The sequence below is a fragment of the Helicobacter sp. 219-2 genome (assembly GCF_030053225.1).
Classification (GTDB): domain Bacteria; phylum Campylobacterota; class Campylobacteria; order Campylobacterales; family Helicobacteraceae; genus Helicobacter; species Helicobacter pylori_C.
The window spans coordinates 660,019-673,645 of record NZ_JASGBS010000001.1; the positions used below are offsets into that span (position 1 = coordinate 660,019).

The 13,627-nt window shown below is 40.8% G+C and carries 16 protein-coding genes; 14 read left to right on the forward strand and 2 right to left on the reverse strand.

The features are described from left to right. Positions 1 to 10: 10 nt before the first annotated feature. From P6280_RS03285 to P6280_RS03340, 12 genes are all read left to right on the forward strand, one after another. Positions 11 to 1,015 (forward strand): ABC transporter permease, encoded by a 1,005-nt coding sequence (locus P6280_RS03285; RefSeq protein WP_000947972.1) that lies wholly within the window; start codon positions 11 to 13, stop codon positions 1,013 to 1,015. Then, positions 1,015 to 1,872 carry an ABC transporter permease gene (locus P6280_RS03290; protein WP_283236987.1) on the forward strand — a complete coding sequence of 286 codons (858 nt, stop codon included), beginning with the start codon at positions 1,015 to 1,017 and terminating at the stop codon, positions 1,870 to 1,872. The genes P6280_RS03285 and P6280_RS03290 overlap by 1 nt, the downstream gene beginning before the upstream one ends. An 11-nt stretch (positions 1,873 to 1,883) precedes the next feature. Further along, on the forward strand, positions 1,884 to 2,747 hold the full coding sequence (locus P6280_RS03295) for an ABC transporter ATP-binding protein (RefSeq protein WP_000599882.1): 864 nt from the start codon (positions 1,884 to 1,886) through the stop codon (positions 2,745 to 2,747). After that, positions 2,744 to 3,550, forward strand: a complete 807-nt coding sequence (locus P6280_RS03300) for an ABC transporter ATP-binding protein (protein ID WP_180519342.1) — start codon at positions 2,744 to 2,746, stop codon at positions 3,548 to 3,550. Before P6280_RS03295 ends, P6280_RS03300 begins: the two co-directional genes overlap by 4 nt. A gap of 19 nt (positions 3,551 to 3,569) precedes the next feature. Beyond that, positions 3,570 to 4,652, forward strand: a complete 1,083-nt coding sequence (obgE, locus tag P6280_RS03305; protein ID WP_283236988.1) for a GTPase ObgE — start codon at positions 3,570 to 3,572, stop codon at positions 4,650 to 4,652. A 42-nt stretch (positions 4,653 to 4,694) separates the two neighbouring features. Then, a complete protein-coding gene (locus tag P6280_RS03310; RefSeq protein WP_180511324.1) occupies positions 4,695 to 5,690 on the forward strand; it encodes an alginate lyase family protein in 996 nt (331 codons plus the stop codon). Positions 5,691 to 5,935: 245 nt separating this feature from the next. Next, on the forward strand, positions 5,936 to 6,490 hold the full coding sequence (locus P6280_RS03315) for a YceI family protein (protein WP_000738934.1): 555 nt from the start codon (positions 5,936 to 5,938) through the stop codon (positions 6,488 to 6,490). Positions 6,491 to 6,499: 9 nt separating this feature from the next. Beyond that, on the forward strand, positions 6,500 to 7,792 hold the full coding sequence (hemL, locus tag P6280_RS03320) for a glutamate-1-semialdehyde 2,1-aminomutase (protein WP_283236989.1): 1,293 nt from the start codon (positions 6,500 to 6,502) through the stop codon (positions 7,790 to 7,792). A 4-nt stretch (positions 7,793 to 7,796) separates the two neighbouring features. Beyond that, the gene (locus P6280_RS03325) at positions 7,797 to 8,060 is read left to right on the forward strand and encodes an AtpZ/AtpI family protein (protein WP_014535352.1); all 264 of its coding nucleotides are present in this window, start codon (positions 7,797 to 7,799) and stop codon (positions 8,058 to 8,060) included. A gap of 15 nt (positions 8,061 to 8,075) precedes the next feature. Then, on the forward strand, positions 8,076 to 8,480 hold the full coding sequence (locus tag P6280_RS03330) for a hypothetical protein (RefSeq protein ID WP_000336438.1): 405 nt from the start codon (positions 8,076 to 8,078) through the stop codon (positions 8,478 to 8,480). 83 nt (positions 8,481 to 8,563) lie between these two features. Continuing rightward, complete coding sequence (locus P6280_RS03335) at positions 8,564 to 9,442, forward strand: carbon-nitrogen hydrolase family protein (protein ID WP_283236990.1); 879 nt, start codon at positions 8,564 to 8,566, stop codon at positions 9,440 to 9,442. A gap of 12 nt (positions 9,443 to 9,454) precedes the next feature. Next, positions 9,455 to 10,336, forward strand: coding sequence for a polysaccharide deacetylase family protein (locus P6280_RS03340; RefSeq protein WP_220933896.1), 882 nt, complete (start codon positions 9,455 to 9,457; stop codon positions 10,334 to 10,336). A 53-nt stretch (positions 10,337 to 10,389) separates the two neighbouring features. Here P6280_RS03340 and P6280_RS03345 read toward each other — a convergent pair whose 3' ends face one another. Both P6280_RS03345 and P6280_RS03350 read right to left on the reverse strand, forming a co-directional pair. Continuing rightward, positions 10,390 to 11,082, reverse strand: a complete 693-nt coding sequence (locus tag P6280_RS03345; protein WP_180387830.1) for a restriction endonuclease — start codon at positions 11,080 to 11,082, stop codon at positions 10,390 to 10,392. Positions 11,083 to 11,092: 10 nt separating this feature from the next. Next, on the reverse strand, positions 11,093 to 12,202 hold the full coding sequence (locus P6280_RS03350; protein ID WP_180387831.1) for a DNA-methyltransferase: 1,110 nt from the start codon (positions 12,200 to 12,202) through the stop codon (positions 11,093 to 11,095). Positions 12,203 to 12,297: 95 nt separating this feature from the next. Here P6280_RS03350 and P6280_RS03355 point away from each other — a divergent pair, with 95 nt between their 5' ends. Continuing rightward, positions 12,298 to 12,657 carry a hypothetical protein gene (locus P6280_RS03355; protein WP_283236991.1) on the forward strand — a complete coding sequence of 120 codons (360 nt, stop codon included), beginning with the start codon at positions 12,298 to 12,300 and terminating at the stop codon, positions 12,655 to 12,657. Then, the gene (locus tag P6280_RS03360; protein WP_283236992.1) at positions 12,657 to 13,622 is read left to right on the forward strand and encodes a CobW family GTP-binding protein; all 966 of its coding nucleotides are present in this window, start codon (positions 12,657 to 12,659) and stop codon (positions 13,620 to 13,622) included. Before P6280_RS03355 ends, P6280_RS03360 begins: the two co-directional genes overlap by 1 nt. Positions 13,623 to 13,627 lie beyond the last annotated feature (5 nt).

Here is a 13,627-nt window from a genome sequence, read left to right on the forward strand (position 1 = left end):
AAGGGGTTGTATGCTGAGTTTTATCATTAAGCGTATTTTGTGGGCGATTCCCACGCTGTTTGGGGTGAGTATCATTGTGTTTATGATGGTGCATTTAGTGCCAGGAGATCCGGCGTTAGTGATTTTAGGCGAAAAGGCCAATCAAGCCGCTATTGACGCTTTAAGAGAGCAATTTGGCTTGAATAAGCCTTTGATAGAGCAGTATTTTTTCTTTATCAATAATGTGTTGCATGGCAATTTTGGCGCTTCTATCATGACCGGTGAGCCCGTGATGCATGAATTTTTGCAACGCTTCCCGGCTACGGTGGAATTGGCTTTGATCGCTCTGTTTATGGCTCTTGTTTTGGGTATTAGTGTTGGCGTGTTAGCCGCAATCAAACGCTATAGCGTGTTTGATTATTCCAGCATGACTTTCGCTTTAGCCGGGATTTCTATGCCCGTGTTTTGGCTAGGACTCATGCTGATTTATATTTTTAGCGTGCAATTGGGGTGGTTGCCTGTTTTTGGGCGTTTGAGCGATGTGTATTATTTAGATGGCCCTACAGGTTTTTATTTGATAGACAGCTTGATCGCAAGGGATTATGGGGCGTTTGTGGATACCATTAAGCACTTGATTTTGCCTAGCATTGTGTTAGCTACGGTTTCTACCGCTGTTATTGCCAGAATGACTCGCGCGAGCATGGCTGAAGTGTCTAAAGAAGATTATGTGCGCACCGCTAAAGCTAAGGGGTGTAGCTCCTTTAGGGTGATTTTTGTGCACACTTTGCGTAACGCTTTAATCCCTGTAACGACTATCGCAGGCTTGATGCTAGCCGGGCTTTTAGGAGGGAGCATGATAACTGAAACGGTTTTCTCATGGCCTGGGATTGGTAAGTGGATCGTTAATGCACTCAACCAGCGCGATTTCCCGATTATCCAGTCCATGTCTTTGATTATTGCCATGATGTATATTGGGGCTAATCTCTTAGTGGATATTTTATACGCTTTTATTGATCCCAGAATAAGGTTGTCATAATGGAGTCTTTTAGAGAATTTATCCAACAATTCAAAAAAAATAAAGCGGCAGTAGTTGGCGCATGGATTGTGCTTTTATTGGTGGTTTGCGCGATTTTTGCGCCCCTTTTGGCCCCGCATGACCCTTATGTGCAAAACGCGCAAGATCGCCTTTTAAAGCCTATATGGGAGCATGGGGGGAACGCTAAATACCTTTTAGGCACCGATGATTTAGGGCGCGATATTTTGAGCCGCTTGATCTATGGGGCTAGGATTTCTTTAACCATAGGGATTGTTTCTATGGGGATTGCGGTGTTTTTTGGCACGATATTAGGGCTAATAGCGGGGTATTTTGGAGGGAAAACAGATGCGGTTATCATGCGTATCATGGACATTATGTTCGCTTTGCCCTCTATTTTATTGATCGTGATTGTGGTCGCTGTGTTAGGGCCTTCACTCACTAACGCCATGCTCGCTATTGGGTTTGTGGGGATTCCTGGATTTGCAAGATTGGTGCGCAGTTCCGTGTTGGGCGAAAAAGAAAAAGAATATGTGATCGCTTCTAAAATCAATGGCTCTTCGCATCTTCGTTTGATATGTAAGGTGATCTTCCCTAATTGCATTATCCCTTTAATCGTGCAAACGACAATGGGTTTTGCTTCCACGGTTTTAGAAGCGGCCGCGCTGAGCTTTTTAGGTCTTGGGGCCCAACCTCCCAAACCTGAATGGGGAGCGATGCTGATGAACTCCATGCAATATATCGCTACCGCTCCTTGGATGCTTGTTTTCCCTGGGGTGATGATTTTTTTAACGGTTATGAGTTTTAATCTGGTAGGCGATGGCATCATGGACGCTTTAGATCCTAAACGCGCCTCTTAAAAGGAGCTTGCATGATTTTAGAAGTTAAAGATTTAAAAACTTATTTTTTCACCGATAAGGGCGTGAATAAAGCCGTAGATGGCGTGAGTTTTGGCTTGAAAAAGTCTCAAACGCTCTGCATTGTAGGGGAGAGCGGGAGCGGTAAAAGTATCACTTCGCTTTCTATTTTAGGGCTTATTGAAAAACCGGGTCAAATTGTGGGAGGGAGCATTCAATTTTTAGGGCAGGATTTGTTGCAACTCAAAGAAAAGCAGATGCAAAAAGAAATCAGGGGTAAAAAGATTGGTATGATCTTTCAAGAGCCTATGACAAGCTTGAACCCTTCCTACACAGTGGGGTTTCAAATCAATGAAGTGTTGAAAATCCACCACCCTAACCTTAATAAAAAAGAACGCTTAGAAAGGGTAGTTTATGAGTTAGAACGCGTAGGCATTCCCCATGCAGGGGACAAATACCATGAATACCCTTTCAATCTCAGTGGAGGGCAGCGTCAAAGGGTGATGATTGCTATGGCTATGGTGTGTGAGCCTGAAATCTTGATCGCTGATGAGCCTACGACAGCGTTAGATGTAACCATTCAAGCACAGATTTTAGAATTGATGAAAGAGTTGCAACAAAAAAAAGGCACTTCTATTTTGTTTATCACCCATGATTTAGGCGTGGTGGCACAAATCGCTGATGAAGTGGTGGTGATGTATAAAGGGCATGTGGTGGAGCAAGCGAGTGCCAAAGAACTTTTTGCTGATCCAAGACACCCTTATACGAAAGCTCTTTTAAGCGCGATTCCTAAACCGGGCAAAGAATACCGCAAAAAACGCTTAGAAACCGTGGATGAAAATATAGATTATTTGAGTTTTCAAAAGGAGTTACGATGAAGCTCTTAGAAATTAAAGAACTGAAAAAATCCTATGCGATAGACAGGGGGTTATTCAAACCCCAGAGAATCATCCATGCACTCAATGGGATCAGTTTTGAAGTGGAACAAAATGAAGTTTTAAGCATTGTGGGGGAGAGCGGTTGCGGGAAAAGCACGACAGCCAAAATTTTAGCCGGGATTGAAAGGCAAGATAGCGGGGCGATTTATTTCAATGGTAAGCGCCATTTGCATTTTAGCAAACAGGATTGGTTTGATTACCGCAAAAAGGTGCAAATGATTTTTCAAGACCCTTATTCTAGCCTAAACCCTCGGTGGAAAGTGGGCGAGATCATCGCTGAACCCTTGCTTTTAAATTCTCATTTTTCAAAAAAAGAAATCAAAACAAAAGTGCTAGAGATCATGCAAAAAGTGGGTTTGAAATTAGAATGGATCGATCGTTACCCCCACCAATTTTCAGGCGGTCAAAGGCAGAGAATCGGCATTGCTAGGGCGCTCATTTTGCATCCTAGCGTGGTGATTTGCGATGAGCCTGTGTCTGCGTTAGATGTGTCCATTCAAGCGCAAGTGTTGAATTTGCTCTTGGATTTGCAAAAAGAAATGGGGCTGACTTATATTTTTATCAGCCATGATTTAGGGGTGGTGGAGCATATAAGCGATAAAATCATCGTAATGAATCAAGGGCAAATCGTAGAAACGGGAGATGTGGATAGCGTGATAAGCGCTCCCAAGCACCCTTATACGCAGAAATTACTCAATGCGGTGCCGCATTTGGAAAAATCCATGCAAAGATTTGCTGAATAAAAGAAAGGACTTTTAAGCTGTGTTTGTAGATAGCGTGGAAATCATCATCGCTTCGGGTAAGGGGGGGCCTGGAATGGTGAGTTTTAGGCGAGAAAAGTTTGTCATCAAGGGAGGCCCTGATGGGGGCGATGGAGGCGATGGGGGCGATGTGTATTTTGAAGTGGATAACAATACCGACACTCTAGCGAGTTTTAGAGGCACCAAACACCATAAGGCTAAAAATGGGGCTCCAGGAGGCACACGAAATTGCACGGGCAAAAAGGGCGAAGACAAGATCATTGTTGTGCCGCCAGGAACGCAAGTTTTTGCAGATGATAAGTTGTGGCTTGATTTGGTGGAGCCTAAAGAAAGGGTGTTAGCCTTAAAAGGAGGCAAGGGGGGGTTAGGGAATGCACATTTTAAAAGTGCGACTAAACAACAACCCACTTACGCGCAAAAAGGCCTAGAGGGGGTTGAAAAATGCGTGCGTTTGGAATTAAAACTCATCGCTGATATAGGGTTAGTGGGCTTCCCTAATGTGGGTAAATCCACGCTCATTTCCACAATCTCTAACGCTAAGCCTAGAATCGCTAATTATGAATTCACGACTCTAGTGCCTAATTTAGGGGTTGTGAGCGTGGATGAAAAAAGCGAATTTCTAATGGCTGATATTCCTGGCATCATTGAAGGAGCTAGTGAGGGAAAAGGCTTAGGGATTAGCTTTTTAAAGCATATTGAGCGCACCAAAGTTTTAGCTTTTGTTTTAGACGCTTCTAGGCTAGACTTGGGTATTAAAGAGCAATACCAACGCTTGAGATTGGAATTGGAAAAATTTTCACCCGCTTTGGCCAATAAGCCTTTTGGGGTGCTGCTCAATAAATGCGATGTTGTAGAAAACATTGATGAGATGACTAAGGATTTTTGCGCCTTTTTAAACTTAGAAGCGCAAAAATTAGAGGCGTTTGGTTTAGAGCCGTATTTAGGGTTTTTACACCCCCATTTAACCAGCGATTTTGAAAATAACCCTGATGAAAAATCAGCGCTCTTTGTCTTACCCCTTTCAGCGGTTAGCGCTCTTAATGTGCATGCACTTAAATTTGTGTTGTTGGAAGCGTTACTATAAAACGCTATTTTTAGATCAATCCATTAAAAATAAAGGCGAGAAATGAAAAGAATTGTTTTGTTTTTATTGTTCATGTGTGTTTGCGTTTGCGTTCAAGCTCACGCCGATCAGGATTACTTTTTTAGGGATTTTAAATCTACAGACTTGCCCCAAAAACTCCATCTTGATAAAAAGCTCTCCCAAACAATACAGCCATGCACGCAACTTAACGCATCAAAACACTACACTTCTACTGGGGTTAGAGAGCCTGATGCATGCACAAAGAGTTTTAAAAAATCCGCTATTATGTCTTATGACTTAGCGCTAGGCTATTTAGTGAGCAAAAACAAACAATATGGCTTAAAAGCTATAGAAATCTTAAACGCTTGGGCTAAAGAGCTTCAAAGCGTGGATACTTATCAGAGCGAGGATAATATCAATTTTTACATGCCCTATATGAACATGGCTTATTGGTTTGTCAAAAAGGCGTTTCCTAGCCCAGAATATGAAGATTTTATTAAGCGGATGCAGCAGTATTCTCAATCAGCTCTTAACACTAACCATGGGGCGTGGGGCATTCTCTTTGATGTGAGCTCTGCGTTAGCGTTAGATGATCATGCCCTTTTGCAAAACAGTGCTAATCGGTGGCAAGAGTGGGTATTTAAAGCCATAGATGAGAATGGGGTTATTCCTAGTGCGATCACTAGGAGCGATACGAGCGATTATCATGGGGGCCCTACAAAGGGCATTAAAGGGATAGCTTATACCAATTTTGCGCTTCTTGCGCTAACTGTATCAGGCGAATTGCTTTTTGAAAACGGGTATGATTTGTGGGGTAGTGGAGCCGGGAAAAGGCTCTCTGTAGCGTATAACAAAACCGCAACATGGATTTTAAACCCTGAAACTTTCCCTTATTTCCAGCCTAATCTTATCGGGGTGCATAACAACGCCTATTTCATTATTTTAGCCAAGCATTATTCTAGCCCTAGTGCGGATGAGCTTTTAAAGCAAGGCGATTTACACGAAGATGGTTTCAGGCTGAAACTCCGATCGCTGTGAATTTTTCTGTATTCAAGGTTATAGTCTTAAGGATAGCCATGCGCTTTAACCTTTTTATGAATGATTGAGAAAGTTTGTTTCAGTCAGCATTATTTACAAAAAGAGTTTAAAATAAACGCAATTGTATCTCTTGAGTCGTCTTTAGAGTGCAAATGATTATCAAAACGAATCGTTTTAGTTGTAAGCGTGCTTGTTTACACTAAAATAATAAGCGTTATTGATAAGACCACATTAAAGGATAATGAATGAAAAAAATGGTTTTGGTATCGGTTTTACTAGCAGGGTTTTTGCAAGCGGTGAATTTGGATTTATCTTCGGCTAAGCTAACATGGACAGCCTTTAAATCTAAGGCTAAAACACCAGTAAATGGGAGTTTTGAAAGCATCACCTATAAATTGGGTAAATCTCAAGATAGTTTAAAAACCCTTTTAGAGGGAGCGAGCGCGAGCATGGATAGCTTAAAAGTCAATTTGGGCGATGAATTGAAAAATAAAAATGTTAAAGAAGCTTTTTTCGCTCTTTTTAAAAACACTAACATCAAAGTAACTTTCAGGAATGTGATAGAAGGCGATCATGCAGGTTCTCTTACGGCTTATGTGAGGATGAATGAAAAGCTGGTAAAAGTGCCTATGCAATACACGATTGCTGAGGATAAGCTCGTGGTTAAAGGGGTCTTGGATCTATTGAGTTTTGGCTTGAAAAACGAATTAGCGAGCTTGGCTAAACGATGCGAGAGCTTTCATGAGGGCTTGACTTGGTCGCAAGTGGAAATCCAATTTGAAAGCATGATTAAGGGATAATTAAAAATCATGGAGTTGTTGCACAGCATCAATGATTTTAATGAAGCTAAGCAGGTGATCGCTGGGGGGGTCAATTCACCTGTGAGGGCGTTTAAGAGCGTTAAAGGCACTCCACCCTTTATTTTGAAAGGTAAGGGAGCGTATCTTTATGATGTGGATAACAACCATTATATAGATTTTGTGCAAAGCTGGGGGCCTTTGATTTTTGGGCATGCTGATGAAGAGATTGAAAAAAATATTATTAATGCATTAAAAAAAGGCACTTCTTTTGGCGCTCCCACAGAATTAGAAACCACTTTAGCTAAGGAAATCATTTCTTGTTATGAAGGCTTAGATAAGGTGCGTTTAGTGAATAGCGGCACAGAAGCGACCATGAGTGCGATACGACTCGCTAGAGCTTATAGCCAAAAAGACGATTTGATCAAGTTTGAAGGGTGCTATCATGGGCATAGCGACTCCTTATTGGTGAAAGCGGGTAGTGGGTGTGCGACTTTTGGATCGCCTTCTTCTTTAGGCGTGCCGAACGATTTTAGCAAACACACTCTAGTGGCTCGTTATAACGATTTAAACTCCACAGAAGAATGCTTTAAAAAAGGTGATGTGGGTTGTGTCATCATTGAACCCATTGCTGGGAACATGGGGTTAGTGCCGGCTCAAAAAGAGTTTTTACTGGGTTTAAAGGCTTTGTGTGAAAAATACCAAGCGGTGCTGATTTTAGATGAAGTGATGAGCGGGTTTAGAGCGAGTTTGAGCGGTTCTCAAGAATTTTATGGCGTGGTGCCGGATTTGGTAACCTTTGGTAAGGTGATAGGCGCTGGGCTTCCTTTGGCGTGTTTTGGGGGGCGTGCGGAAATTATGGACTTGCTTTCGCCCATTGGAGGTGTGTATCAAGCAGGCACCTTAAGCGGTAACCCCCTAGCGGTGTGTGCGGGGTTGAGCGCGCTTTATAAAATCAAAAGAGATAAAACCCTTTATACCCGCTTAAACGCTTTAGCCGTTCGTTTGACTCAAGGTTTAAAAAAGAGCGCTCAAAGCTATAACATCGCTTTAGAAACGCTCAACATGGGGAGCATGTTTGGCTTTTTCTTTAACAAAAATGCGGTGCGTGATTTTGATGACGCTTTAAAAAGCGATACGGAAATGTTTGCAAAATTCCACCAAAAAATGCTCTTTAAGGGCGTGTATTTGGCATGTTCAAGCTTTGAAACCGGCTTTATTTGTGAGCCTATGACTGAAGAGATGATTGATTTAGCGGTTGCAAAAGCCGATGAAAGTTTTGATGAAATCATAAAAGGTGTGTGAATTTTTGAAAAAGCCAAAGTATTATAAATTCATAGAGGGGGCGAATTATTTGAGCTTGGGGCTTTCTATGGTGGTAGCGATCCTTATGGGCGTGGCTATAGGCTATGGGCTTAAAAAGCTCACTCATGTTTCGTGGCTTTTTTGGCTTGGGGTTATTTGGGGCGTGTTAGCGAGCTTTCTCAATGTCTATAAAGCTTATAAAAACATGCAAAAAGACTATGAAGAACTAGCCAAAGACCATAAATACACACAAAACAAAACAAAATAAATCCCATAAAAGCCCATGTGCCAAATCAAATGCTTGCTTATTTTACTTTCTATCAATATAGTCAGCGCGATCATCGTTTATTTTTTCCAAGCATTTCAAGGGGTTTTGAATTTTGAGGGGGGGTTTTTGGGGTTTTTTATCGTGGCGTTGTCTTCGTATTACGGCGTTAAAAAGCGTTTGGATTTAAGGAAACAAAATTCAGGAGAAAAAGAAGAAAAGCAAAAATTCCAAAAATTCGCCCTGGGCTTGGAAATGTCTTTTAATGTGTGGCGTTTAGGGGGGTATGGGGTTTTACTAGGCATTTTAGGAGCGCTTTTATTCTTGCATCTTTTTAACGGGTTAATCTTTCTTATTGGCGTGTTTGTAAGCTCGCTCTCTAGCGCGTTATTACGATTTTTGAATAATAATGGTAAATTTTGACACAAACTCGTATGGATTTTAACCCCTTTAATCCTCTTTTAATTTCTGATCCTATACAATAAAAACAAAAATGGGAGTGGATCTTGAAAACAAAAAATTCCGCTAAGAGAATCCTAAAAACCGCCGTGATTCAAATGCAATCCAAACCCTACGCCTTAAATGAAAACCTGCAATTAGCGCTCAACCTAGCCAAAGAAGCCCACGACAAAGGTGCGAATCTCATTGTTTTACCGGAATTGTTTGATAGCGGTTATTGTGTGAATGATAAGGATGCGGATTTTGGGTTGGATTTTAAAGCGATAGAGCATGGCGAGCTAAAAAACGAGTCGTTAAGAGCGTTAAGCGATTTTGCAAAATCTAGCGATACGCATATCGTGGCATGCAGCATTGAAAAAACGGATAAAAAACTCTACGACAGCGCTTATATCATTCCGCCAAAAGGCGGGATCGTTGGAAAACACCGCAAGATTTATTTGTGGGGCGATGAAAAATCGCGCTTTAGAAGGGGTAAAAAATACGAGGTTTTTACGCTGGATTTTGGGGATTTTAGCGCGAAAGTGGGTTTGCAAATTTGCTATGAAATCGGCTTTGGCGTGGGCGCGAATCTTTTAGCGTTACAAGGGGCTGAGGTTTTAATCTATCCTAGTGCGTTTGGCAAGGCTAGGGCTTATAATTGGGATTTATTGAGCAAGGCTAGAGCGTTAGAAAATGGCTGTTTTGTGTGCGCGTGCAATCATAGTGGGGAAGAAACTAACGCTCAATTAAAACAAACGCTAGAGTTTGCCGGCGATTCAAGAATCATCGCGCCCAATGGGAAAATCATCGTGCAAGCCACCAAGCTTAATGAAGTCATTATCGCTGAAATGGATTTAAACGAAGCGGCACTGCAACGCCAAAAAATCCCTTATTTACAAGATTTTGACACCAAACTCACCAAAAAGGGGTTTGGAAAACTCACTTAAAAAGGAGCGATTATGGCAAAAGAAATTTTAGTGGCTTATGGCGTGGATATTGATGCGGTGGCTGGTTGGCTAGGGAGCTATGGTGGGGAGGATTCGCCTGATGATATTTCGCGCGGGCTTTTTGCGGGTGAAGTGGGGATCCCACGGCTTTTGAAATTGTTTAAAAAATACCATCTCCCTGCGACTTGGTTTGCGCCTGGGCATTCTATTGAAACTTTCCCTGAGCAAATGAAAATGATCGTGGGTGCAGGGCATGAAGTGGGTGCGCATGGGTATTCGCATGAAAACCCTATCGCTATGAGCGCTAAGCAAGAAGAAGATGTTTTGTTAAAAAGCATTGAGTTGATTAAAGATCTCACCGGCAAAGCCCCCACAGGCTATGTGGCGCCGTGGTGGGAGTTTTCTAATATCACTAATGAATTGCTTTTAAAACACGGCTTCAAATACGACCACTCGCTCATGCACAATGATTTCACGCCCTATTTCGTGCGCGTGGGGGATAGTTGGAGCAAGATTGATTATAGTTTGGAAGCTAAGGATTGGATGAAGCCTTTGATCCGTGGGGTGGAAACCGATTTGGTGGAAATCCCTGCGAACTGGTATTTGGACGATTTACCGCCGATGATGTTCATCAAAAAATCCCCCAATAGTTTTGGTTTTGTAAGCCCGCACGATATAGGGCAAATGTGGATCGATCAATTTGATTGGGTTTATCGTGAGATGGATTATGCGGTGTTTAGCATGACAATCCACCCTGATGTGAGTGCCCGCCCGCAAGTGTTGCTCATGCATGAAAAAATCATTGAGCATATCAACAAGCACGAGGGCGTGCGTTGGGTAACATTCAATGAAATCGCTGACGATTTCTTAAAACGAAACCCTAGAAAAAAATAGCGGTTGGAATTGTATCTAAGTTGGTGTGAATTTAGTGGGATTCACACCACCTGCTACAAATAAACTCTCAATTCATTTTCCATTAGTTTGATTGTTTTATTGAGAATTTGTTCATCTAAAGGTTTGAAATTTTTGTGTATAGGTTGGTTTATGTCTCTTTCGCCTTTGAGTAAGGTTACTATATTTAGATTCACGCTTTCAAAGTAGCTCATTATAGAATGCGTGGGTTTTGATCCTAATAGGGTTTCTGGCAAAGCTGAATAATCCCCTCCCAATTGACTTTCTAGCTGAAATAAATAACAAGATATATTTGGATATAAAGTCTTAAGGAGATGAAAATCTACTAATATTCGCTTTAGCATAGCGTTTTCCGTATAGGCTTTACATTCTATCCCCATAACCAATTGATTATCCACAAATATATGTTTATCAACGCTCAATCCGTAATAATAATCTTTCTTACGCTCTAATATATATGCCCTTACTTGTTTGTTGGCTATATTTTCTATGTAGCTGTCTTTGATAGGAATCTTTATTTTATTAGAATTTATTTCAAGCCTATTAGCTTTAGTGCCAATATTTTGCCACGCTATTTTTACAATCTCTTCGCTGATGTGTTCTAGTAATTTGCCTTTAGCGCTTCTTATAACTCCGCCATACGCCCTGTCATGTTGCTCTAGAGCATCTTTATCAATATCTTTAACCACGCTATTATAAACTTGTATAATATCTTCTATAGAACTCAAATCATATCTCTCAATTAAATAAATTTGTTACTTCTTTTAGTCTTGCTCTTGCTACTTCACAATATTTCTCGCTAATGTCTATGCCTATGAAACGGCGTCCTAATTGTTTGGCGATTTTTGTCGTTGTCCCTGCACCATTAAATGGGTCTAGTATAATATCATTTTGATAGGAAAATAGTTTTAAACACCGCTTTACTAATTCTTCTGGGAACATTGCATCATGCCCGTATTGTTTCATGTTGCGTTCTGGGGCAAAGTTCCACTTGCCATAAACCCACTTTTTAAACTCATCATCGGTTATGTCAATGCTGTTTTTATCGCCCTCTTTTTTAAGGTTATTTTTGCAAAAAATTTCAATAAACTCCCACGAATATTTTAAATAGGGTGCAGCAGGGCTTTTCCAACTTCCCCAAGTGCAGTATTTGCAGTTGTAGTTATTCTTTTCCCATAAAATCTCGCCTTTCCAAATAAGCCCTTCATCAATGAAAAATTTGCTGATAAAATGGTGTGTAGGGATATAATCGCTAAACATAGGCTGGATATTGACTATGATTCGCCCTCCGCTTTTTAATACACGAATACACTCTTTAAAAATGGCAAAAAGCGTGTTGAAATACTCTTGCCAAAGATTTGTATCCTGCGTTGCGTTGTAATTGATGCCAAAGTTGTAAGGTGGCGAAGTTAGCACTATATCTATGCAATTATTTGGGAGTTTTTTTAAAAACTCCAAGCTATCTTCGCAGTAAATTTGATTCAGACAGCTTTGAATCTCATTTGTCTCTTTGCTAAACTCTTTTTTGTAAGATTCGTAAGCCAATCTTGCCTTTGCGTTTTGCTTTTTGTTAGCGACTTTTTTGGCTTTGTTGAAGCTCTTAAACACGATTTTGCCATTTTGACTAGAAAATGAGCGAATTTTATATAACTCTTCTAATGTCTTTTGAACCAGCGTATTTTGTGTAGTAGATTCAAGCATTTTTAAATCCACAATGTCAAAATTAAGCGTGATATTTGAAGGATTAACAATCGATTCAATACCGCAAGATTGTAACAATGAAAGCGCATCTGTTATCTCATCTGGTGCATAAATATTTTCTAGCGTGAGAGTTCTATAATCCTGCATTAAATTTCCTAATCAATAAACAATTAAACAGCACGAGATTTATTCTTGTTTTTTCAGTAAAATTGTAGCATGATTTAGATTTAAAAGGTTGAAAGATGTGTGTTTTATGCGGGGAGCTTATCCGTTCTTTTCATTGGACTGATAGTTATGAGAATGATGAAAATTTGAAGGGGCAAAATGTGCTTATTAGTGCCAATGAAAACGCCAGAGAGCGCAAAAGAGCACGACTCAAACGAGTGGGATTGCTCAATAGAATCTTGGCGTTTTATGGGCTAAAAATTGATGATTGGCAAGGCACGAAGTTTGTGCTATGCGATAAAAAAGGGCAAAGCGTGATCGTGAATGATTTAGGCGATTTATGGGATAAGGCGCAAAACTTAGCCAAAAAAGAGATGGATGCGCTAGATTCTCATCTGTTAGCGTTTTTAAATCAAAATACAAACGCCATTCACTGATGCCCAAAATCCCTATCACGCTCATCACCGGTTTTTTAGGCAGCGGTAAAACGAGTTTTTTAAGCGAATATTTAAACCAAATAGATCACCAAGGCGTTGCGCTTATCATCAATGAAATCGGTCAAGCCGCCTTGGATCAGCGCATCTTAAGCGTTCAATATTGCGGTGAAAAAATGCTCTATCTTAACGCAGGGTGTGTGTGTTGCAACAAACGCATGGATTTAGTGGAATCTCTAAAAGCCACGCTCAATAACTATGAATGGCGCGGCGAAACTTTAAAGTGCATCATCATTGAAACCACCGGTTTAGCCAATCCGGCGCCGATTTTATGGACGATTTTGAGCGACACTTTTTTAGGGGTGCATTTTGAGATTCAAAGCGTGGTGGTTTGCGTGGATACACTGAATGCTAGAATGCATTTAAAAAACAATGAAGCTAAAGAGCAAATCGTTTTTGCTGATAGCGTTTTATTGACCAAAACGGATTTGCAAAACGACAGCGTGGCTTTAATCAAATTAAAAGAGCGCTTGCAAGCCATTAACCCTAATGCAGAAATTTTTGACAAGAAAAATATCCATTACGAAAGCTTTTTTTCACGCAAAAATAGGGCACGAAATTTCATGCCAAGAATGCCAAAAGATTCGCACTCGCAAGGCTTTGAAACTTTGAGCATTAATTTTGAAGGGGCGATGGAATGGAGCGCGTTTGGGATTTGGCTGAGTTTGTTGTTGCATAAATACGGCACACAGATTTTACGAATCAAGGGGATTATTGACACTGGAAGCGGCTTTTTGGTGAGCATTAACGGCGTGATGCATATCATTTACCCGCCTAAGCACATTTTAAAGGATCAAAACGGCTCTAACCTCGTTTTTATCATGCGCCATTTAGAGCGTGAAAAAATCTTAAATTCATTAAAGGGTTTTAAGGATTTTCTCGGCATTAAGGGTTTTGAAACCCAATAATTTTT